The 23,119-nt window shown below is 62.5% G+C and carries 16 protein-coding genes and 1 pseudogene; 12 read left to right on the top strand and 5 right to left on the bottom strand.

The annotated features are described in order from the left end of the window. Positions 1-42: 42 nt before the first annotated feature. Positions 43-462, bottom strand: a complete 420-nt coding sequence (locus ACR30Z_RS10425) for a VOC family protein (RefSeq protein WP_144652615.1) — start codon at positions 460-462, stop codon at positions 43-45. Continuing rightward, on the bottom strand, positions 459-1,514 hold the full coding sequence (locus ACR30Z_RS10420; RefSeq protein WP_434372484.1) for an Lrp/AsnC family transcriptional regulator: 1,056 nt from the start codon (positions 1,512-1,514) through the stop codon (positions 459-461). Before ACR30Z_RS10420 ends, ACR30Z_RS10425 begins: the two co-directional genes overlap by 4 nt. A gap of 179 nt (positions 1,515-1,693) precedes the next feature. Between ACR30Z_RS10420 and ACR30Z_RS10415 the strand changes: the two genes are divergently transcribed. From ACR30Z_RS10415 to ACR30Z_RS10400, 4 genes are all read left to right on the top strand, one after another. Further along, entirely contained in the window at positions 1,694-3,115 is a 1,422-nt protein-coding gene (locus ACR30Z_RS10415; protein ID WP_434372482.1) for an MFS transporter, read from the top strand. Then, entirely contained in the window at positions 3,112-4,308 is a 1,197-nt protein-coding gene (locus tag ACR30Z_RS10410; RefSeq protein WP_144652612.1) for an amidohydrolase, read from the top strand. Before ACR30Z_RS10415 ends, ACR30Z_RS10410 begins: the two co-directional genes overlap by 4 nt. Before the next feature lie 88 nt (positions 4,309-4,396). Continuing rightward, positions 4,397-5,752, top strand: a complete 1,356-nt coding sequence (locus ACR30Z_RS10405) for an acyltransferase family protein (protein ID WP_434372480.1) — start codon at positions 4,397-4,399, stop codon at positions 5,750-5,752. Further along, a complete protein-coding gene (locus ACR30Z_RS10400) occupies positions 5,749-6,105 on the top strand; it encodes a GNAT family N-acetyltransferase (RefSeq protein ID WP_144652610.1) in 357 nt (118 codons plus the stop codon). The genes ACR30Z_RS10405 and ACR30Z_RS10400 overlap by 4 nt, the downstream gene beginning before the upstream one ends. A gap of 12 nt (positions 6,106-6,117) precedes the next feature. Here ACR30Z_RS10400 and ACR30Z_RS10395 read toward each other — a convergent pair whose 3' ends face one another. Then, entirely contained in the window at positions 6,118-6,453 is a 336-nt protein-coding gene (locus tag ACR30Z_RS10395; protein ID WP_244296856.1) for a hypothetical protein, read from the bottom strand. Between the two features lie 425 nt (positions 6,454-6,878). Between ACR30Z_RS10395 and ACR30Z_RS10390 the strand changes: the two genes are divergently transcribed. The 4 genes and pseudogenes from ACR30Z_RS10390 (at position 6,879) to ACR30Z_RS10375 (ending at position 15,576) form a co-directional block, all read left to right on the top strand. Further along, entirely contained in the window at positions 6,879-8,501 is a 1,623-nt protein-coding gene (locus tag ACR30Z_RS10390) for a sigma-70 family RNA polymerase sigma factor (RefSeq protein WP_434372478.1), read from the top strand. Between the two features lie 241 nt (positions 8,502-8,742). Next, positions 8,743-12,546: pseudogene (locus tag ACR30Z_RS10385) on the top strand (DUF7507 domain-containing protein); the annotation flags it as partial. Between the two features lies 1 nt (position 12,547). After that, positions 12,548-15,056: DUF7507 domain-containing protein (locus ACR30Z_RS10380; RefSeq protein ID WP_434372476.1), on the top strand; the 2,509-nt coding region annotated here is incomplete at its 5' end. A gap of 91 nt (positions 15,057-15,147) precedes the next feature. After that, positions 15,148-15,576, top strand: coding sequence for a hypothetical protein (locus ACR30Z_RS10375; protein WP_434372475.1), 429 nt, complete (start codon positions 15,148-15,150; stop codon positions 15,574-15,576). Positions 15,577-15,651: 75 nt separating this feature from the next. Here ACR30Z_RS10375 and ACR30Z_RS10370 read toward each other — a convergent pair whose 3' ends face one another. Then, a complete protein-coding gene (locus ACR30Z_RS10370) occupies positions 15,652-16,008 on the bottom strand; it encodes a hypothetical protein (RefSeq protein ID WP_144652605.1) in 357 nt (118 codons plus the stop codon). Positions 16,009-16,295: 287 nt separating this feature from the next. Between ACR30Z_RS10370 and ACR30Z_RS10365 the strand changes: the two genes are divergently transcribed. Genes ACR30Z_RS10365 through ACR30Z_RS10350 form a run of 4 tightly spaced genes read left to right on the top strand, consistent with a single transcriptional unit; the run spans position 16,296 to position 21,623 of the window. Continuing rightward, positions 16,296-17,858: a pyridoxal phosphate-dependent decarboxylase family protein gene (locus ACR30Z_RS10365; RefSeq protein ID WP_434372474.1), complete on the top strand. Its 1,563-nt coding sequence runs from the start codon at positions 16,296-16,298 to the stop codon at positions 17,856-17,858. After that, positions 17,855-19,198: a lysine N(6)-hydroxylase/L-ornithine N(5)-oxygenase family protein gene (locus ACR30Z_RS10360; RefSeq protein ID WP_434372473.1), complete on the top strand. Its 1,344-nt coding sequence runs from the start codon at positions 17,855-17,857 to the stop codon at positions 19,196-19,198. Before ACR30Z_RS10365 ends, ACR30Z_RS10360 begins: the two co-directional genes overlap by 4 nt. After that, positions 19,195-19,785, top strand: coding sequence for a GNAT family N-acetyltransferase (locus ACR30Z_RS10355; RefSeq protein ID WP_144652602.1), 591 nt, complete (start codon positions 19,195-19,197; stop codon positions 19,783-19,785). Before ACR30Z_RS10360 ends, ACR30Z_RS10355 begins: the two co-directional genes overlap by 4 nt. Then, positions 19,782-21,623, top strand: coding sequence for an IucA/IucC family protein (locus ACR30Z_RS10350; RefSeq protein WP_434372471.1), 1,842 nt, complete (start codon positions 19,782-19,784; stop codon positions 21,621-21,623). The genes ACR30Z_RS10355 and ACR30Z_RS10350 overlap by 4 nt, the downstream gene beginning before the upstream one ends. Before the next feature lie 53 nt (positions 21,624-21,676). Here ACR30Z_RS10350 and ACR30Z_RS10345 read toward each other — a convergent pair whose 3' ends face one another. Next, on the bottom strand, positions 21,677-22,996 hold the full coding sequence (locus tag ACR30Z_RS10345; protein ID WP_434372469.1) for a BNR-4 repeat-containing protein: 1,320 nt from the start codon (positions 22,994-22,996) through the stop codon (positions 21,677-21,679). Between the last annotated feature and the right edge of the window lie 123 nt (positions 22,997-23,119).

Genomic DNA, 23,119 nt, shown 5'->3' with positions numbered 1-23,119 from the left:
GCCAACCAGCAACGGAATAGCGGGCCAACGACGTGAATTTGGCTAGTGTTCCGGCGGACCAGCCTGGGCTGCGGCCTCGTCCATCCACAGGACTTCCCAGTGGTGGCCATCCAGGTCACGGAACGCCCGGCTGTACATGAAGCCGAGGTCCTGGGCGTCGTAAGTCTCCGAGCCACCGGCCTCAAGCGCCTTGGTGGCCAGCGCATCCACGTCTTCACGGCTGTCGGCCGAAAGGGCAACGATGGCCGCCGTCGAGTTCCGGGTGTCCGCAATGGGCTGCTTGGTGAACTCGCTGAACTTGGCGTGCGTCAGGAGCATGGCGTAGATGGTGTCGCTGAACACCACGCAGGCGGCGGTTTCGTCGGTGAAGTTCGGGTTGATGGTGTAACCAAGCGCTGTGTAAAAGGCCTTGGACGCTTCAAGGTCGCTGACGGGCAGGTTTACGAAAATGGACGTAGTCATGCGTCTGATCCTGCCGGTGATTCGATGCCTCGTCCAGAGTCAATTTTGGGGGTGTCGTCCCTCCACAGCGGCAGCGGCACCACCCTCAGGCTGCGTCCGGATTCATCAAGGACATGGCCAAGCCGTTTGTACGTCCGGACCACCGCTTGCCGTGAGATGACCGAGCTGCCGGGTGCCCGCTCGGCCAGTTCGCGTTCGTACCCCTGAACTTCCAGGTAGTCACGGACCCAGAGGGTGACCAGCAAGTTCTGTGCTCCCAGGACCTGTGCACTCAACCGGCAGTTCCCCAGCGCGGCGAAGTAGCGGCCGACGTCGTCAACGTACTGGGCAGGGACATTGAGAACCAGGGTCACTTCGCGCAGTCCTTGCTGGGCGGACGTGGAGGTATCGCAGCGCAGCGTGATGTAGCCGGTGGCGAGGAACCGCTCCACCCGGCGCCGTGCCGTTTGGGGTGAGACGCCGCAAGAAGCTCCCAGTTCCGCCCAACTGGCGCGGCCATCCTTGGCAAGCTCCTCCAGCAAAGCTGCATCCAAGTTGTCGGGGGAGTAAGCCGCCTGCTCAGGCAGTGGCTCCGCCAGCACCAGTCGTGCCCGCGCAGGTTCCAGCGTGCCGCTGCGCCATTCCGAAGCTTGGCGGTAGAGCCTGGTGACAAAGACCACCTCGCGATGCGTGACGCCGGGCAACCCCGGAAAGGAGCCAGTGACGATGTCCATGAGTTCTTCGTGGCTGGAGGCAAAGCAGTCCACAAAGAGGTCATGCGAACCAGTGACCAGCGAGACCGTGCCAAACGCCGGCTCTGCGCAGAGGTGCTCGATGAGGGCCTCGCTGTCGCTGGGCACCGAGGAGAGGTGGATGAACGCCGACCAGCCTGCACTGAGGTAGCGCTGGCCGGGAGCAGGCGTGATCCAGGCCTGGCCCTGCGCTGCGAGGGCATTCCATCGCCGTGCGACCGTCGGTCCGGACAGGCCCAAGGCGTCCGCGATCCGGCTCCATTCGGCCCGCGGGTTGATCTGCAGGGCGTTCACGATTTCGAGGTCCAACTCAGAAATCATGGCTGATTCGTTCATCATTACCTACTTGAAGTGGGTTTTGAACAATTCCACAGTCAGTGTAGACGGCGGTCATAACGTTGTGACTCGCATCACCACTCAGCCGCACGCGCAGGCCGAAGAGACGCAAGCCAAAGACCCGTAGGCCAAAAACCCGTAGGCTCAAGACACCAAGGAAGCACATGGCAAGCAACACAGCACCGCCAGCGACGTCAGCGAAGTCTCGCCGCACCATTGCAGGGATGATCCTGGCAATGGCATTGATTGAGTCGCTCAGCGGCGTCACGCAGGGCTATCTCAACCCCATCCTCCCCGCCTTGGGGCCGGTCTTCGAGATCGACGATCCCACCATCAACGGCATCTTCCTGATCTCCAACGTCAGTTTTGCCGTGCTCACCCCGATCATTTCGAGGCTTGGTGACAGCTACGGCTACAGGCTGGTGCTGCGCTGGTCCACTGGGGTGGTGACGCTCGGTGTGCTGCAAATGGCGCTGTGGCCGTCGCTGTGGACAGTGACTCTGGGCGTCGTCATGCTCACGTGCGTGGTGGGGTTCATCCCGTTGATGATGGGAATCCTTCGCGTCACCAGCCCTGCACAGACCCGGACCGGCGTCAGCGTCATGATCGGCATGCTCATGATCATGGTGGGAGCCGGCGGACTTCTGGCTGGGATTGTGGGCGTCACCGATCCGACACTCGGCTTCTGGGTCGCCGTGCCGTTCGCGGTGGTCGCCTTTGTCTGTTCGTTCTTACTGCCCGACGCCGGGGTCCCGACTCGTGAGGGCATCGCCCTTGCGCCGTTGTTGGCTTGCTCTCTCGGTCTGATTGGGTTTGTGGTTGCACTCTCCATGGCGCCCGAATGGGGCTGGCTGGACGCCCGCACGCTCACAGCCGGTTTACTGGGGCTTGCCCTGTTGGCCTACTGGGCTAGGCGCGATTTCAGCTCCACCCGGGGCAGGCGGTTCATGGACCTGCGCATGTTGGCCCTTCCGCGCATCCGCGCAATTTCGCTGGCCACGTTCTTTTTCGGCTTTGCGTCCATCAGCTACTTCGGAACCAACGGCATCTTCCTGCACTCCAACCCGGACAAGACGGGCTACGGGTTCGGCTTGAGCCCGCTCATGATCGCGATCGTCCTGGCCTTGGCTTCGGTTTTGTCACTGGTTTCTTCGCTCCTCACAGCGAGGGCCCTCCGGCAGTACGGGGAGCGCGCCACTCTGGTCTTCGCAGGCGTCCTGCTGGCCGCCGGTTTCCTCGTGATGTTGCTCGCCCACAGTTCGCTTGCGGGGTACTGCCTCGGATTCGCGATGTTCAACCTGAGCCTGGGCATGTATCAGGCGGGCACGCGCGCACTGTCCGTTGAGGGCGTTCCCTTGGCTGAAACCTCGACGGCGGCCGGGCTGAACGAGTTGGCGTTGTCCGTGGGTATCGCGGTGGGGGCCGCCGTGGTGAAGCTGATCTCCTCGGCGTCAGCTGAAGCGGGACACATCACCGAAACCGGGTTGTTCTCCATCTGGGCAGCCTTGGCAGTTGCGGCCCTGGTGGCTGCGGCAGCCAGCGCCAGCTACCCCAAGCGCCAGGCCGCCGAGGTGACGGCACGATGACCGGACTCAACAGCGTTAGCCGCGGCACCGCCGTCGTACCCGCTTCCCCGGACGAAATCCTGGGCCTGCTGGAAAGCGCGGTCCAGCGCTGGAAGCCGAACATCCTCGACCTCAGCCACGCCATCCATGCCGACCCGGAGCTCGGCGGCCAGGAGTTCCGGGCCGTCAAACGCGTTCGGAGGGTGCTGCAGGGGGCGGGCTTCAGTTTCGACGAGATACAGCCTGCGCAGCCCACCGCGTTCAGCGCCCGCTTCGGATCCGGTGAGTTGGTGGTGGCGCTGTGCGTGGAATACGACGCCCTGCCTGCCATCGGCCACGCCTGTGGCCACAACGTGAATGCGGCCAGCGCCGTGGGAGCGGCGCTCGCACTTGCAGCCGTCGCCGAGCGACTGGACATCACCGTGAAAGTGTTGGGAACACCCGCGGAAGAGACCACCGGCGGCAAAGTGGACCTCATCGACGAAGGGTTCTTCGGCGACGTGTCCATGGCCATGATGGCGCACGCCGCGGCAAGCGATGTTGTGGGCGGTTCGTCGCTTGCCATGGGCATGTGGGATGTACTTTTCGAGGGCCGCCCCGCGCACGCCGCCGCGGCTCCGTCGGAGGGCGTCAATGCCCTCGATGCCCTTGTGATCGCGCAGACGGCCATCGCCCTGGCTCGTCAGCAACTTCCTGCGGGATCCATCGTTTCGCTGGTGGTCACCGAAGGTGGGAGCGCGGTGAACGTTATCCCGGAGCGCGCCCGCGCGAACATCGAAATGCGCGCTCCCAGTCTCGAAAACCTGAAGATCATCCAAAACAAAGTGCGGCGTTGCCTGGAAGGTGGAGCCCACGCCAGCGGATGCACGCTCCAAGTGACGCCCTCCGGCAACGCGTATGCCGAACTGCGCCAGGATGCGTTCCTCTCGGAGGCCTACCGGGATGCCATGACGGCCAGGGGCAGGGAAGTCGCTTTCAGCGCCGAGCCCGTGGCTTCGACCGACATGGGCAACGTCTCCCGAGTTGTACCGAGCATCCACCCCATGGTCGGCTACGACGTCCGTGGCGCCGCGCATCACACTGCAGAGTTCGCTGCCTTCGGGGCATCGGCGGGAGCCGATAAAGCGGTTCTTGACGGATCCTTCGGATTGGCGGCGGCAGCATGCGCCGCTGCCCTGGACCCGGCTCAAAGGGAGCGTCTCCTCCGAACGTAGCCGCCGCAAGGGCCAGCCTGCTGGCTCCATTGACCGCCCGGGCGGACAATGGAGTCAGCACGCGGGCGCGTGCCTTGTAGGGAGAGCCATGGAGCGGGACACGTTTCCTGCGGTCAGCCGGCCGACGGCTGCGCAGAGGGATCCGGCGATCGACCTTGTCCGCTTCACCTGCCTCCTCGTGGTGGTGGCCGCCCACTGCATGATGGTCAGCCCGGTCCTTCACAAGGACGGGACGGTCACCACGGAGAACGTGCTCATGGAGCAAGGCTGGTTCACCCCCGTGGCCTGGGTGCTCATGATCGTCCCCCTGTTCTTCGTGGTGGGTGGCGTCACCGGGCTGCAGTCGTGGCGACGTTTGAAGGCGCGTGGCGGAACCGGGTTCGACTTCGCGCAACTCCGGCTCCTGAGGCTGGTCCGCCCGGCCATGGCCCTGCTCGCGTTCATGTGGGGCGGGCTGTGGGTCGCGTTGCTGCTTGGTGTCCACCCGCAAGTCATCCAGTTGATGACCGCGGGTGCTGCGATGCCCCTGTGGTTCCTGGCCGCCTACCTCACGGCGCAGCTCAGCGTCCCGGTGATGGCCCGGATGCATGAACGCGCACCTTTGTGGACATTCAGCGCGTTGGTGGCCTTGATCATCACTGTCGATTCCCTCCGCGGCGCCTTTCCCGTGCTCGCGTTCACCAACATGATCTTTGTCTGGTGTGCCGTCCAGCAGTTGGGATTCCTCTTGGCCGACGGCTTCTTCGAGCACCGAAGCCGCACGTGGTTGGTGGGTGTCATCGTCTCCAGCAACCTCCTGTTGGGACTCGTCACCGGTGTGGCTGTGTATCCGGGAAATATGGTGGTGAACATCAATCCACCCAATCTGTGCCTGCTTCTCCTGGGCCTTTCCCAGACGGCGACACTCCAGTTGCTCCACCCGGGAATCCGGTGGCTGGCCGGCCTCCGTTGGATCCAGTCAGTGATTGCCATCGCCGGGCACCGTTCCATGACGGTCTATTTGTGGCATCTTCCCCTGCTGGTGGGGATGACGGGGTTGTTGTTGCTGACGGACCTTCCCAAGCCGATGGCCGGAACAGCCGAGTGGTGGTGGGCGCGGATACCCGTCTTCGTCGCCGTCATCACACTGCTGCTGCCGGTCGTGTGGGTTTTTGGGCGCTTGGAGAACCGTCCGACGGCGGCCAGCCACGCGCGCGGCCCGTCGCGTGCCGCTGTGGTGACGGCCGCCGTCGTGGTCTTGATCCCTGTGGCGGACGCCGCCTTCAATGGATTGACACTGGCTCTGTTGGGTGGGGGAGCGGCCTGCTTCGCACTGTCGGTCCTGCTTCTCGGCAGGGTTCCGACGCCGGTGCTGCCTCCGTCGGATGAGAAAAGCGCGGAACGGCGGGAGGCTCCGCCGTCTACGTTGCCAGAGCCAGGTTTACGTGCCAATCTCGAAACATGACCGAGTACACGGATTCACTGGCAGAGTCGTTCCGCGCTGGCGTCACTACGGTGCGCAATGACAAATTTCACCGCTATGAGCTTCACGTAGACGGGGAGCTGGCGGTGATTTCGCAGTTCCTCGACAGGCCCGGTCACATCGATTTCATCCACACGGAAACCAAGCCCCAGTTCAATGGACAGGGCCTGGCTAAAGTACTGGCCCACTTTGCCCTTGATGACGTGGTGGCCTCCGGCAAGCGCATCATTCCGCACTGCCCCTACATCGCCGCCTACCTGAAGAAGCACGAGGGGTATGAGCAGGACGTGGATTGGCCCGCCGAGAAGCCGGTGGGCGAACCGGACAACGATTAGCGTGAACTGATCTCACTGGTCCGTCCTGGCCAGCGAACGGGCGCGGCGCCGCGGCAACACAGACGTGACTGCTGTTGAGGTCCAGTAGCCCAGGCCAGGGCGGACCGGGGGAGATGGCCAGTCGTTTTGCGCTCCCGAGAGGGAAACAATTGCGTCGTGTTCGTCCGTAATGTGTTGCCCCAGGCATATTGCTTTGACCTGCATCGCACTGACGAGGCTGCCGCCGTGGACATAGTCTGATGTCCTGACGCGGTAGGAGAAACTTCGCATCAAGGTTTCGCCCGGTGCAAGTGCAGCAACGGCCAGCTCTTCATGGGACGGACTGTGGGTGTAAACCAGTGGCTCCATGGCCTCATTGGTAAATGAACGTGGAATAAGACGAATGTTACGAAGGTGACTTCGGGAATCGTTGCTGATCCAAGCCGTGAAAATGACGGTGTCCCCTGGCGTTGCTGTGGCTTTGTCAGCGCCGTAAATCAAGGTTATGGGCTTGGCCGTTCCGAGCCTCAACAGGCGTCTTCTGCGAGCATCCGAAATCAGGGAACCACACGGCCGGGACAAGCCTTGAACGCCTGCGGAGCGTGCAATTTTCGCCAGCGGCGGCTGTCGGGTTGTCTTGACTTTTCGGGGCGATGTGGGCGCATCGGGCTTCATGCCTTGTAGTGACCTAATAAGAGGAATCGTGTCGCCAATAGCGAGGAAATCTTTGTCCTTATAGTCGTAAGTAACCTGAGATTCAAGTCATTGCGTCAAGTAATGTCACACTATTGTTTATGAATCAAGTAATTGCCGCGGATGCCGGTGTTTCTTCGGCCGTGGCGATGGCTGCGGAAAGCGATCCCCACATTCTGGACCTGGTCCGCCAAGGGGACACAGACGCATTCGACATTCTCTATCAGCGCCATTTCCAGGTCGCCCAGAGTGTGGCCCGAATGCAGTCCGATAACCCAAGCGATGCCGATGACGTCGTCGCCGAGGCCTTTGCGACCATCTTCCAGGCGCTCAAGGACGGCAAAGGACCAAAGGAGTTTTTTCGCTCCTACTTGTTGACGGTGGTGCGGCGGATGGCCCACGATCGCAACCGCAAGGCCAGTCGCACACAGGCAGCTTCCGACGCAGCGCTGCTGGACTCGCCGGTCCTGGATGACGACCCCGTAATGAGCGACCTCGAGTCGAGCATCATGGCGAGTGCCTTCAAGTCATTGCCTGAGCGGTGGCAGGCCGTGCTGTGGCATCTGGACATCGAAGGGCTGAAACCGGCCGCAGTTGCCCCCTTTGTTGGCTTGACGCCCAACGCAGTTTCCTCATTGGCCATTCGGGCGCGAGAAGGCTTACGGCAGGCCTATCTTCAGCATCACATCAGTCGGGCTGTTGACGAGTCCTGCGATGAGTTCGCCGCCCAGCTCGGCAAATACGCGCGGAACGCACTGAAACGGACATCCATGGAGAAGGTTGCCGGACATCTGGAGTCCTGTTCCAAATGTACGGCCCTGCTGATCGAACTCAACGACATCCAGGGCGGCATGCGCGCTGTCCTGTTCCCGCTGCTTACCGGCGTTGCATTTTCGCCCGCTCTCGCTGCTGCCTTTGGCTCGGCAGCTACGTCCGCAGGTTCGGCAGCGGCAGGGGGAGGAGCCTTGGGAACCGCTACCAGCACTGGATGGCAGGGAGCCGCCCTATGGAAAGTCGTGGCCGGCTTGGTGCTGGCCGCCGTGACGCTTACCGGGCTCCTGGCTTGGTTCCTTCAGCCCGGCACCGAGTCCGCTGTGAAGGCCGACGCTTCGGCCAACGTACCAACGCCGCCAATCAGGGAAACCCCGGAGCCGAGCGTGCCGCCCCTTGCGGCGCCACTGCCCAACTCAACTCCGCCATCCGATTCCCGCCCGGCACCTGTCACCGAGGTGCCGGCTGAACCGGCGCCGCAAGCACCCGCCGTCGTTGTTCCGGAAAAGCTGCCGCAGCCGCGGCGCGCTGCGGTGGTGGATTCGGGCAGTGTCTCATCGACGACGGCGCCGCAGCCTACGGTGGCAACCTCGCCGAGCGCCCGCACGGTGGAGTCGACGTTTTCTTCCGTTCAGGGGTCCAATCTGACGGAGCGGGATTTGAACGTACATTTTTCGCTGGTTGGCGACAGCGCCTCTACCACTGCAGAGACGGTTTTCACTCTTCCGGATGACGCAACGTTCATCTCCGGGAAGACCGTCGCGCCTGCTGGTTGGGACTGCGGCGCATCGGGTGCGCGCCAGATTCGCTGTACCAGCGGACCGGTGGATTCGACGCAGCTCAGTTTCACCTTGGGAGTTACCGTGCCGGTGAACACTGATCGGGAAACCCTGGACTACCAGTTCAGTGGGCCGGGCATCGTCACCAAGACGTTCGTGAACACCTTTAACTAGAGTCCCGTTTCATGAGGTCTCAGACCTTTTTCAAACTCTCTCAAATTCTCGCGTCACGTTTCGGTAGCTGCCTGCACTGAAGCGGTGGGTCGCTATGTCTCCGCGTCTTCGCTGAAAGACGTTGAGTTTTCCGCGACACGAATCGTCGGCTGCGCGTACTGGATGAGTGGCGAACAGCCGAGTTTGAGGCCGGTCTTTCAGTCCGGGCCCCTTACACGATCCAGAAAGAACAAGAGAGTCCATGAAACATTCACGTCCACGAAAGCTGTTAGCGGGTGTTCTCGCGACAGCAATCATGTCCTTAGGGGTGGGTGGTGCGTTAGCGCCGCCAGCTCTGGCCACAGTGCCCGGTACCCCGGGCGTTACCCAACCTGGAACCCCCGTTTACACGGAGGACTTTTCTAACCAGAACGCAACGGGTAACGCAATTAGCCTGCTGAACTACACCGGAGGTGCCGCCGCCGCCAACGAAACGTATACGGCCGATACGCCGTATACGCCTGCCGGCGCCCAGTGCAACGGGTGGATCCTTAATCCTTCAACACCAACGCCCCCCACTGACCTCGGTTGCTACAGGAACCAGCCTGCCGGCTGGAACCAGATCCGGTCCATGGCCCAAGCGCTCGGTCTGGCCCAAGGACAATCGGCGGCCGAAGCCGCCACCAACCAGGCCCTCTCGGAATACACCAACGCGAGCTCCGGAGTGATCACCCCCGGTGTAATGTACCGGACGTCAAACAACTCGATCCCCGCTATAGCCGGTCACTACTACGCAGTCTCCGGTTACTTCGCCGAGGTCAACTGTCACGCGGCGCACGCCAGCGAAACTTTCAGCCTGTTGGTCAACGGGTCGCCGATCGTGTTGGGCACCGACCTCGATCCGTGCGGCAGCAGTACGTCGCCGGAAATCCAGGTCACTAAGCTGCAGTCGGGCGCGTACAAGATCCCCGAAGGCTCGTCACCCTCGCTGGGTCTGGAACTTCGAAACGACGCAACGTCCGGCGCAGGCAACGATGTGACTTTCGACCTTCCGCAGATCGTGGACGTCACGCCGCAGCTGGACAAGTCCTTCGCTCCGGACCTCATTGGGCCGGGTGGAACATCCACGCTCACCCTGACAGTCACCAACACTGACGACATCAAGGCGAAGAGCGATTGGTCCATCACCGATTCCCTTCCTGCGGGCCTTGTTATCGCCGATGCACCGAACATTGGTGGCACCTGTGTTCAGGCGGCGGGCACCGACCCCTTCGTCAAGACCGCAGCTGCAGGTGGCAACTCCATTTCCGTCACAGGCGGCGACCTCGCTGATGGCATGGAATCCTGCACCATCACCGTGGACGTCACTTCGGACACCGAGGGGACGTACGTCAACGGTCCAGCCAACATCAAGACCAACCTGAACCCGCCTTCGGATGCCGTCCTGGTGGTCCGCGCTCCGCGCCTGGCCCTGAGCAAGGCACTGGATGCTCAGCGTCTGTCCGACTCGGACCAGTTCACCATGGAAATCCGCTCCGGTTCTGCCACGGGTCCCGTAGTCAACAACACGGGGAACTCCACCACTACAGGCACCGGCTCCACCGTCGACGCTAATACGGGTGTCACCGGTAAGTACGTAGCCGATGCCGGCAGCACCTACTTCCTGACGGAGTCCGGCTCCAACCTGGCCGGTTATGGGCAGAGCATTACGTGTACTGATGCCAACGGTCTCCAAGCGGGTCTGCCCTCCGGCGCGGTTTTTGACGGTTCTTTGCAGGTAACGCCGGTTGCCGGCGCGGACATTGACTGCGTCCTCACCAACACGGCGCAGGAAGCCCCGGATATGGAGTTCACCAAGTCCGCCGACGCTTCCCACATCCAGAGCCCGTCCCAGGTTGGTGACATCGTCACCTACACCTTCACCGCCAAGAACACCGGCAACGTAAAGCTGACCGACGTCGTCATCAACGACGCCTTGGCTGGTCTGTCCAACCTGACCTACACATGGCCTGGAACTCCCGGCACCCTGCTTCCCGGCGAGACCGTCACGGCCATGGCAACGTATGCCATCACGCAGGCGGATATCGACGCCGGTCACGTAGCCAACTCGGCTACCACGTCGGGTAATCCGCCCACCGGTCCTCCGGTGACGCCTCCGCCTGGAACCACGGACACTCCGTTGACTCCTGGCCCGGCGATGGAGTTCAGCAAGTCCGCTGATGCCTCCACGATTCAGAACCCGTCTGTTGTGGGTGATTTGATCACTTACACGTTCACGGCGAAGAACACCGGAAACGTGAAGCTCACCGACGTGTCCATCAACGATCCCTTGGCTGGTCTGTCCGCTTTGACGTACACCTGGCCGGGTACTCCCGGTGAGTTGCTTCCGGGTCAGACCGTGACGGCTACGGCAACGTACGCGATTACGCAGGCCGATATCGAGGCAGGCCATGTGGTCAACACGGCAACCACGACGGGTACTCCGCCGTCGGGTCCTGCGGTGACGCCTCCGCCGGCTGGTACGGATACTCCGTTGACGCCGGCTGCAGCCATGCAGTTCACCAAGTCCGCTGACGCTTCGGCGATTCAGAACCCGTCTGTTGTGGGTGATTTGATCACTTACACGTTCACGGCGAAGAACACCGGAAACGTTCCGTTGACCGACGTCACCATCAACGATCCCTTGGCCGGCCTGTCAACGCTGGTCTACTCCTGGCCCGGCGCCGCAGGAACCCTGCAGCCCGGTGAAACCGTGACTGCTACGGCAACGTACGCGATTACGCAGGCCGATGTCGACGCCGGTCACGTCGCCAACACTGCAACCACCACGGGTACTCCGCCTACCGGTCCTGCGGTGACGCCTCCGCCGGCTGGTACTGATACTCCGTTGACTCCAGGCCCTGCCATGGAGTTCACCAAGTCCGCTGACGCTTCGGCGATTCAGAACCCGTCTGTTGTGGGTGATTTGATCACTTACACGTTCACGGCCAAGAACACCGGAAACGTGAAGCTGACGGACGTCACCATCAACGATCCCTTGGCTGGCCTTTCTGCCCTGACGTACACCTGGCCGGGTACTCCCGGTGAGTTGCTTCCGGGTCAGACCGTGACGGCTACGGCAACGTACGCGATTACGCAGGCCGATATCGAGGCAGGCCATGTGGTCAACACGGCAACCACGACGGGTACTCCGCCGTCGGGTCCTGCGGTGACCCCGCCGCCCGCCGGTACGGATACTCCGTTGACGCCGGCTGCAGCCATGCAGTTCACCAAGTCCGCTGACGCTTCGGCGATTCAGAACCCGTCTGTTGTGGGCGATTTGATCACTTACACGTTCACGGCCAAGAACACCGGAAACGTTCCGTTGACCGACGTCACCATCAACGATCCCTTGGCTGGTCTGTCCGCTTTGACGTACACCTGGCCCGGCGCCGCAGGAACCCTGCAGCCCGGTGAAACCGTGACTGCTACGGCAACGTACGCGATCACGCAGGCCGATATCGACGCCGGTCACGTCGCCAACACGGCAACCACCACGGGTACTCCTCCTACCGGTCCTGCGGTGACCCCGCCGCCGGCTGGTACGGATACTCCGTTGACTCCAGGCCCTGCCATGGAGTTCACCAAGTCCGCTGATGCCTCCGGCGTTCAGAACCCGTCTGTTGTGGGTGACACCATCACTTACACGTTCACGGCCAAGAACACCGGAAACGTTCCGTTGACCGACGTCACCATCAACGATCCCTTGGCTGGTCTGTCCGCTTTGACGTACACCTGGCCGGGTACTCCCGGTGAGTTGCTTCCGGGCCAGACCGTGACGGCTACGGCAACGTACGCGATCACGCAGGCCGACATTGATGCAGGCCACGTCGCCAACACGGCAACCACCACGGGTACTCCTCCTACCGGTCCTGCGGTGACCCCGCCGCCGGCTGGTACGGATACTCCGTTGACGCCGGCTGCAGCGATGGAGTTCACCAAGTCCGCTGACGCTTCGGCGATTCAGAACCCGTCTGTTGTGGGTGATTTGATCACTTACACGTTCACGGCGAAGAACACCGGAAACNAAACGTTCCGTTGACCGACGTCACCATCAACGATCCCTTGGCTGGTCTGTCCGCTTTGACGTACACCTGGCCCGGCGCCGCAGGAACCCTGCAGCCCGGTGAAACCGTGACTGCTACGGCAACGTACGCGATCACGCAGGCCGACATTGATGCAGGCCACGTCGCCAACACGGCAACCACCACGGGTACTCCGCCTACCGGTCCTGCGGTGACCCCGCCGCCGGGAACGACGGACACCCCGTTGACTCCGGCTGCAGCCATGCAGTTCACCAAGTCCGCTGACGCTTCGGCGATTCAGAACCCGTCTGTTGTGGGCGATCTCATCACTTACACGTTCACGGCGAAGAACACCGGAAACGTGAAGCTGACCGACGTGTCCATCAATGACCCGCTGGCTGGCCTCTCTGCCCTGACGTACACCTGGCCGGGTACTCCCGGTGAGTTGCTTCCGGGCGAGACCGTGACTGCTACGGCAAGCTACGCGATCACACAGGCCGATATCGACGCCGGTCACGTAACCAACACTGCAACCACCACGGGTGTCCCGCCCGTTGGTCCTCCGGTGACGCCTCCTCCGGGAACGACGGACACGCCGTTGACCCCTGCCCCGGCCATGGAGTTCACCAAGTCTTCAGACGGCTCAGCGATCCAGGATCCGGCAGTCGTGGGGGATCTCATCACCTACACCTTCACCGCCAAGAACATCGGCAATGTGAAGCTCACAGGTGTTGTCATCAATGACCCGCTGGCTGGGCTCTCTGCCCTGACCTACAACTGGCCGGGTACTCCCGGTGAGTTGCTTCCGGGCCAGACCGTGACGGCTACGGCAAGCTACGCGATTACGCAGGCGGATATCGACGCCGGTCACGTGGTGAACGAGGCGACGACCACGGGTACTCCGCCGTCGGGTCCTCCGGTTACCCCGCCCCCGGGCAAGACGGACACCCCGTTGACCCCGGCTCCAGCGATGGTGTTCACCAAGTCGGCTGATGCTACGGCGATTCAGAATCCGGCGAAGGTAGGCGATCTGATCACTTACACGTTCACGGCGAAGAACACCGGAAACGTGAAGCTCACCGACGTGTCCATCAATGACCCGCTCGCTGGTCTCTCTGCCCTGGTTTACACCTGGCCCGGTGCCGCAGGAACCCTGCTGCCCGGTGAGACCGTGACTGCTAAGGCAACGTATGCGATTACGCAGGCGGATATCGACGCAGGTCACGTGGCCAACAGCGCCACCACGACGGGTACTCCGCCGTCGGGTCCTCCGGTTACCCCGCCTCCGGGCAAGACGGATACCCCGTTGACCCCGGCTCCGGCCATGGTGTTCACCAAGTCGGCTGATGCTACGGCGATTCAGAATCCGGCGAAGGTAGGCGATCTGATCACTTACACGTTCACGGCGAAGAACACCGGAAACGTGACACTCACGGATGTTGCCATCAATGACCCGCTCGCTGGTCTCTCTGCCCTGGTTTACACCTGGCCCGGTGCCGCAGGAACCCTGCTGCCCGGTGAGACCGTGACTGCTAAGGCAACGTATGCGATTACGCAGGCGGATATCGACGCAGGTCACGTGGCCAACAGCGCCACCACGACGGGTACTCCGCCGTCGGGTCCTGCGGTGACCCCGCCTCCGGGCAAGACGGATACCCCGTTGACCCCGGCTCCGGCCATGGAGTTCAGCAAGTCCGCTGCCGCGCAGGCAAAGACAGGCCCGTCCAAGGTCGGAGACCGGATTGAGTACCAGTTCACGGCCAAGAACACCGGCAACGTGAAGCTGACCGATGTGTCCATCGACGATCCTATGGCTGGTCTCTCGGCCCTGGTTTACACCTGGCCGGGCACCCCCGGTGAGTTGCTTCCGGGCCAGACCGTGACTGCTGCGGCGACGTACGCGATCACGCAGGCTGATATCGACGCCGGTCACGTCGCCAACCTGGCGACGACCACGGGTACGCCTCCCACGGGTCCTGCGGTGACCCCGCCGCCCGCCGGAACGGACACCCCGTTGTCGCCGGACGCCGCCCTGGAGTTCTCGAAGACGGCCGATGCTTCCGCCGTCGGGGATCCCGCGAAGGTGGGCGACCTCGTCACCTACAGCTTCTCGGCGAAGAACACCGGCAACGTCACGCTGACGGATGTAGCCATTCAGGACACGCTGCCAGGCTTGTCCGCGCTGAGCTACAACTGGCCGGGCCTACCTGGTGAGTTGCTGCCCGGCCAGACCGTGACTGCTACGGCAACGTACGCGATCACCCAGGCCGACATCAATGCCGGCAAGGTCGTGAACACGGCCACAGGGTGGGGCACACCTCCGACGGGACCCCCGATCACCACACCGCCTGCAAGCGCTGTTGTGACCTTCCCGCCGGCTGTTCCGAACCAACCTGACGGTCCGCTGGCCAACACGGGAGTTGTCCTCACTGTGTTGCCCATCAGCGTATTGGTAGTTGGTGCGGGGCTCTTCCTGTTCCTCGTAGGACGCCGTAAGCGTTCAGAGGCATAGGGAATGAAGGCGCGGCAACCGGGGCCCCAACCCCGGTTGTCGCGCCGCTCTTCGATTCACTTCCACACCAGAAAGTCCAACCATGCAACACATGAAGAAGTCGGTAGCGTGCATTGTGGGCGTGCTGGTCACGGCAGCAGCAATCGCTGGTTGCTCCTCGCCGGAAAATGGCGGGGCGGGCAATCCGCCGTCGTCCACCACAACCAAAGCCCCCACAACGGGTGAAGCCAAGCCCGCAAACCCGGGCACGGGCATCATTGAAGCCGCCACTATGGGCTCCTGCGACACCGCGCCCGGCAAGGTCACCGCCACGGGAACTGTTACCCCGCCCGAAGGAACCAAGGGAACGGTCAAGGTTTCAGTGAGTTGGGTAGATCCTAAGACCTCCGCAGTTTTGGCGCGCGGAGAGCAATCATTCAAGGATGCCAAAGCTGGCAAGGCCCTTGACTGGTCGGTCAATGCGGAGGTCCCCGAGCAAGGGGTGGACGTCAAGTGCGTCCTCGGAGCCGCTGTGCTGTAGCGCTCGGCTTTCGGCGGCGGGTCTCCAGCAGCGGGGACCGGTCGCTCCTTGGGAAAGCGGCCAACCGGGTATCCACTACCTGGTTGGCCGCTTTTTTTGCCACTGCACAGCGTGCCAGAACAGCAGGCCTGCAGTAAGGAGGATGGCGGCCAGCAGGCCATAGGGGAGCGTGGAAAGAATCATGAAATTGACTTGGGCCGTGGAGCCCATCGATGAGGGGCCCATGAGGGATTCCGCAGACGTAAACGCCCACATGCAGAACCACACCACGCCCACGTCCATCACCCACAACGCCACGATGAAGGGGTTGACCGCAGTCCGCTTCCGCCCCTGGTCCGCAGGCTCAGGCACGTGCGGACTGACCGCCTGCACTGCGTTGCCATGCTCGTCGATTTCGCGGAAACCGATCCGTTCGTGAACGTGGTCCTTCATTGGTCCCCCAACCGCTGACACTCGATAGTCCTTGCACTCTACTCCGTCCATCGAGGATGCCTGCGAGAGGAGGGCAGTGGCCCAAAGAAGACATTACATGGCCGAAAAGAGTGCCACATTTTGCACCCTAAGCGGTCCTAAGAAAAGTCAATGACGTGCTACCGGAGGGTACGGCCGCGAGAAACCGCCTTCTAGGCGAAATAGGTCACAAAAGTTTGACGGAAAGGCTTACCTAAGTAAGGCTTGCCTTGCTAATAAGCGCCCCAACGCAATGGAAGGAAGCTGACGTGACGTCACCTAGTGTCGAAGAGCGGATCGCTCAGGAGCAGGACTTTGGCTCCAAAGTGGAACTGGCCCTCGCTGCCACAAACCAGCTGTTCAACGCACGAAATTCGCCCAGCTACGTCGCGCAGGTCCTCCAAGGAGTCAACGCCGTCTCCACTAAAGTCCAGCGGACCGCCCGGCCGTTCACCGGCGTCGCGCATGCTGAGCTGAAGGCCAAAGTTGGTGCCGTCGACCTTGAGCGTCCCCTTCCGGATACCGCCGCTGCCCTGGAGGAACTCGACGAGCTCTACCTCAAGGACGCCATCTACTTCCACGACGCCCGCTACGCCGCACACCTGAACTGCCCGGTGGTTATCCCGGCGTTGGTTGGCGAAGCCGTACTCTCGGCCGTCAATTCCTCCATGGACACCTGGGACCAGAGCGCCGGTGCCACCATGATCGAACGCCGCCTCATCGACTGGACCGCGGAGCGCATCGGCTTCGACGCCGACGCTGATGGGGTGTTCACATCGGGTGGCAGCCAGTCCAACTTCCAGGCCCTGCTGATTGCCCGCAATCACGCGGTCGCCAAGCTGCGGGCGGCGAATGGGGACGCACGCCTGCCGCACCTGCTGGACCGGCTCCGGATCTTCACCTCCGCGGACAGCCACTTCAGCATCCAGAAGTCGGCTTCCATGCTGGGCCTCGGTTTCGACGCCGTCATCGCCATTCCCACGGCGGGAGACCACCGCATGGACCCCACCGAACTCGCGGCTGCTTTGGCAGAAGCGCACGACGCCGGCCTGGTACCCATGGCTGTAGTGGCCACTGCCGGGACCACGGACTTCGGTTCGGTTGACCCGCTCTCCGAGTTGGCCGCGCTGGTCCGCGCCTACGATTCCTGGCTGCACGTCGACGCTGCGTACGGCGGGGGTTTGATCGTCTCCGGGCGCTACCGCCACCTCCTGAACGGGATCCATCTTGCCGATTCCGTCACCGTGGACTTCCACAAGACCTTCTTCCAGCCGGTCAGCTCCAGTGCCGTCCTGGTCCGCAACGGCTCCATGATGGGTCACGTCACCTACTATGCCGACTACCTCAACCCGGAGAGCGCCGCGAAGGCTGAGATCCCCAACCAGGTGGACAAGAGCATCCAGACCACCCGCCGCTTCGACGCCTTGAAGCTCTGGCTGACCCTTCGCATCATGGGCGCGGATGCCATTGGTGCGTTGTTCGACGAAGCGATCGACCTTGCGGGCCGCGTGGGCACGTTGCTGGCCGATGATGCCGAGTTCGAGCTCGCTGCCACCCCGCAGCTCAGCACATTGGTGTTCCGATACCGCCCGGCAGTTGACGGCGTGGCCATCGACGAAGATTCAGCAGACGTCCTCAACCCCGCCATCCGTGCGGCGATCTTCGCCTCCGGGGAGGCTGTTGTTGCCGGCACCAAGGTGGCTGGCCGCCACTACCTCAAATTCACCCTCCTCAACGCTGAAGCCAGCTTGCGGGACATCCAGGAAATCATCGAACTGATCCGCAGGACCGGCGCCAGCCTCCTCGCAAACACCACGGAGGCCGCCGCGTGAGCACCCCGGATAACGGCAAGATTTACGACGTCGCAGGCATCGGCGTCGGGCCCTTCAACCTTGGCTTGGCCGCACTGAGCGAGCCGGTGGAAAACCTGGACTGCGTGTTCCTGGACCGCCGCGAGTCCTTCGATTGGCACCCCGGCATGATGCTGGAGCCGGCGCACTTGCAGGTCCCGTTCATGGCGGACCTCGTCACCTTGGCTGACCCGACGTCGCCTTTCTCGTTCCTGAACTTCCTGAAGCAAACGGGCCGACTGTACCGCTTCTATATCCGTGAGAATTTCTACCCGCTGCGCGCCGAATATAACCAGTACTGCCAGTGGGTTGCGGGTCAGCTTGAGTCAGTGCGTTTTAGCACAGATGTGCTGGATGTGACCTACGACGACGGCGTGTACCGCCTTTCGGTACAGGGCCCGGCCGGCGCCGAGGTACTTCGCGCCCGCAAGCTGGTCCTGGGTACCGGCACGTCCCCGTACGTTCCCGACTCCTGTGCAGGAATAGTCGACGCGGGGGGACTTGTCCTCCACAATGCCGACTACCTGTCGAGGAAGAGCGAGCTGCAGTCCAAGCGCAGCATCACTATTGTGGGCAGCGGCCAGAGTGCCGCGGAGCTTTACTACGAACTCCTTCAGGAAATTGATGTCTACGGTTACCAGCTCAACTGGGTCACCCGCTCCGGCCGCTTCTTCCCCCTGGAGTACACCAAGCTCACACTCGAAATGACCTCGCCGGAGTACGTCGACTACTTCCACTCGCTCCCGGGCGAGCAGCGAGATTCCCTGATCAAGAGCCAGAAGAACCTGTACAAGGGCATCAACTCGGACCTGATCGACGACATCTACGACCTCCTCTACACCAAGAGCCTCTCCGGCATGGTGGACACCCAGCTACACACGCACTCGTCCCTCACCGCAGCAGACTGGGATCCCGCCGCGGGCACCCACACGCTCCAGTTGCACCACGAGGAACACGGCCGCGACTACAGCCTGGAGTCCGAGGCCGTGGTCCTGGCAACCGGCTACAGCTACAAGGAACCCGCGTTCCTGGCCGGCATCCACGACCGAATCCGCCGCGACTCCAAGGGCCGCTTCGACGTGGAGCGCAACTATGGAACCGGCGTGGAACCCGGGGAAATCTTCGTCCAGAACGCGGAGCTCCACACGCACGGTTTCGTCACCCCGGACCTCGGCATGGCCGCCTACCGCAACTCCTGCATCCTGCGCGAAATCACCGGCCGCGAGGTCTATCCGATCGAGCGCGGCATCGCCTTCCAGCAGTTTGGCGCCCCCGCTGCCGTATCCGTTCCTGTTCCGGCAGCTGCTGGAGCGACCGTATGAGCTTCACCTTCCGCGCAGTAGACCCCGTGGCCGACGCACCTGTCCTCCACAGTTGGGTGAGTCAGGAGTACGCCCGGTTCTGGGGCATGGTTTCTGCCACTGAGCAGGACGTTGTGGAGGAATACTCAAAGATCGCCGCCTCAGGACACCACCAAGCGTTCCTGGGACTCGACGACGGTGTCCCCGCCTTCCTGATGGAGCGGTACCATCCGGAGTCCTCGCCGCTGGCGGACGTCTACGAGGTCCAGCCTGGTGACGTGGGCATGCACCTCTTGGTGTCACCACCCAGCGGTGCCCCGCAACCGGGCTTCACCACCGCCGTCATGCAGTCCGTCATGACGGAACTCTTCGACGACCCAGCAACCGAGCGTGTCGTCGTCGAGCCTGACGCCCGCAACCACAAGATCCATGTCCTCAACGAGAAAGTGGGCTTCCGCCCGCACGGCGTGGTGACCCTTCCCGCCGTCGATCCTGCCGAAGACCATAAGCAGGGGCTTCTGAGCTTCTGCACCCGCGAGGACTTCCTCGCCACCCTGACCCCGATTCTGGCCGCGCCTGCCGCGGCGACCAGAGGAGAATCCCTGTGACCACCACGGCCGACAACGCGACTACCACCACCGTTGATTCCGTGTCGCACCTGACCCCCGAGCGCTGGGCAGCAGCCAACCGCCATCTGGTGCGCAAAGCGATCGCCGAGTTCTCGCACGAACGCATCCTGGTGCCGGAGCTGATCCGCGATGAGGGAGCCGGCATTGGGCTTTATAAGGTTGTGAGCGACGATGACGCAACCGAATACCGTTTCCGTGCCCGGGTGCTCCAGCTTGAACATTGGTCTGTCTTCGCCGACTCCATAGAGCGCCTGCGCGATGGCGAGGAATTGCCTATTGACGCCTTGGACTTCATCGCAGAGTTCCACGAGGCATTGGCCATCCGAATGGAAATGTTGCCGGTGTACCTTGAGGAAATCAGCAGCACGCTGGCCAGCCACGCCTACAAGCAGGGCAAGCCCTTCAGCTCGGCCCAGTTGGCTGCGGGCGTGACCGGTGGTACTGATCGCGCCGCGGATTTCCAGGCCATTGAACACAGCATGACCGAAGGCCACCCGTGCTTCGTGGCCAACAACGGCCGCTTGGGCTTCGGAATCGCCGACTACCACGCGTTCGCGCCGGAGACCGGTGCAGCGGTGAAACTGCAGTGGATCGCAGTGCACCGCAGCAAGGCCGTTTTCACCTCGAGCGCGGGGCTGGATTACCGTACCCACTTCGACGCCGAACTCGGGCCCGCCACCTTGGCCTGGTTCAACGCAGAGCTATCCGCGTCCGGCCTGGATCCCGAGGACTATCTCCTCATGCCGGTCCATCCGTGGCAGTGGGACAACAAGCTCACCGTGACGTTCGCGGCAGAAATCGCCCAGCGACACATCGTGAACCTGGGTACGGGGGAGGACAACTACCAGGCGCAGCAGTCCATCCGTACGTTCTTCAACACCACGTCACCGGAGAAAGCGTACGTGAAGACGGCCATGTCCGTGCTGAACATGGGCTTCATGCGTGGCCTGTCTCCGCAGTACATGAAGGCGACCCCAGCTATCAATGACTGGCTGCAGGAACTGATCGACAACGACCAGGAGCTCCAGAGCCGGGGCCTGGCCATGATCCGGGAAACTGCGGCCATCGGTTATCACAACCACTACTACGAGGCGGCTTCTGCCAAGGGTTCGCCCTACCGGAAGATGCTCTCGGCCCTGTGGAGGGAAAGTCCGCTGCCGTTGCTTGAGGACGGGCAGCAGCTGGCCACCATGGCGTCATTGCTGCATGTGGATTCGTCCGGCGAGTCCGTGGTGTCGGCCCTGATTTCCCGGTCCGGCCTGGCGCCCACCGAGTGGCTCCGCCGCTACTTCGAGGCCTACCTGGTCCCGCTGGTCCACTGTCTCTATGAGTACGAGCTTGCCTTCATGCCGCACGGGGAGAACGTGATCCTGATCCTCGAAAACGGTGTGCCGGTCCGGGCGATCATGAAGGATATCGCCGAGGAAATTGTGGTCATGGGCGACCGGCTGGAACTGCCGGAGGAAGTCTCACGGGTCAAGGCAGAGATCCCCGCCGAGGAAATGGTTCTGGCCATCTTCACCGACGTGTTCGACTGCATCTTCCGTTTCCTCGGAGCAATCCTTGTGGAGGACGGGACGCTGCGCGAGGACGAGTTCTGGGGGACTGCCGCTGCTGTGCTGCGCGAATACCAGCAGCGCCATCCGGAGCTTGCAGACCAGTTCGCCATGCATGACCTGTTCGCGGCGGACTTCGAGCTGTCCTGCCTCAACCGTCTCCAGCTCCGGAACAACCAGCAGATGCTCGACATCTCGGACCCCTCCGGAGGTCTGCAAATGGCTGGCCGCTTGGCCAACCCCTTGGCCAAGTTCGCGTAGTCAGGTCCGGCCGAGGTGACAGTTAATGCCAATCGTGGTCGCAGACATTGGTATTAAGTGTCACCTCGGCGGACAACAACCTCTGTTTCGTACGCCTGCGAGGACTTCATTGATCCTCGGAACCAACACACCGCATGCACCGCCGGATCACCGGGCACCACCATGGGCCTGAGGTTGTCCACGATGGACCCTTCGGTGATTGCCTTCCACCGCCAGCTGGCCCCGGAATCAGCCGTGGTGCCCCGGTAGATCTCGTAATGCGGTGTTGCCGAGCCTGTCCGCGGATCCACGGGTGTGGAGATGTACACGCTGTCCAGGTTGTTGGGATCCACGGCGCCCAGCCCTGTGTAGTCCTGCTCGTGCGGCAACAAGCCGGGACCGGCGACGGCGAGTGGATGCAGCTTCCAGCCCGCGCCATCAAAGCGCGCGTACAGCAGGCGGTGATCGTCGACGTCGAGCATTTGCTCCCGCCGCAGCGGACCGTTCACGTCGTTGGCCCGGCAAGTGACGATCGCGGCGAGTTCCGTGCCCTGCCTGCGAAGGTCAGTAGTCCAGCCGTGGGTGAGGGTATCGCCGTCGAGCGTTGACCCGGCCTCGAAAACGGTGGTGAGGGAGGTCTGGTTGATGCCGGCCGCTCCGATCACGGGTTTGCTGACCACGTTGCCTTCGGCGTCGTGGAGCGCATCGCCTTGGATGTAGCCGTGGTAAATGCTGTTGTTGAAGTCGCGCGGGTGGTGGTCCGTGGTGATGAGGTCGATACGGTCAATGCCATTGGAGACGTACCGCGTGTACCCGTTGACGTAGCCAATCTTGGGGCGCGTGAAGAGTTTACCGCCGTAGTTCCAGGTGCTGCCGTCGTCGTCGGAGACCATCAGGGTGGGGTCGTCGTTGATGGCGCGGACAAAGTTGTAGACCCGATTCTCCGCCGTTAGAGCGTGAAGGTTGGAGTACGTCGCGCCGCGGCCATTGGCCAGCTCTGTCCAATCGAACTGCTGCTCAGGCTCCCACTCGGAAGCATCGTGCGGGCGAACGGAAATCCGCCACCGTGAGTAATTGTCCGTTTTGTGCTTGGCGTACATGGCCACATATCGCCCGTCCGGACGGATCAGGAGTGCCGGGGCGTTGTGGTCATCCGACTCCAGGCGTTCATGGAGAACGTTGATTTTTCGCTCGCCCGTTGCCAGGTCCAGGACCGTGATCTCGATGTTCCCCCCGCGGTCCAGCCCTCCCGGTCCCTCCGGGGAAGCGACTGACCCGAGCAGCAGGGTGTTGTTGGTGGGATCGATCAGAGCCCGCTCATCCTGGAACCAGCACCAAGCCCCATTGTTGTTGAGGACCAGTGGCTCTTGCGGGGATGGGGCGTGGTTGTCCATGGGAATCCTTTGCGGCGTTGCATCGTTTCAAAATCCATCCTACGCACCGAGATGACATATAGTGGCAATCCCACTCGCGGGCATTGTCATCAAGTGCCCTCTCGGCGAGGGCTGAAGCGGAGA

It is taken from the genome of Paenarthrobacter sp. FR1 (assembly GCF_051106045.1).
Lineage (GTDB): Bacteria > Actinomycetota > Actinomycetes > Actinomycetales > Micrococcaceae > Arthrobacter > Arthrobacter nitroguajacolicus_A.
This window is presented reverse-complemented; position numbering and strand designations above follow the sequence as displayed.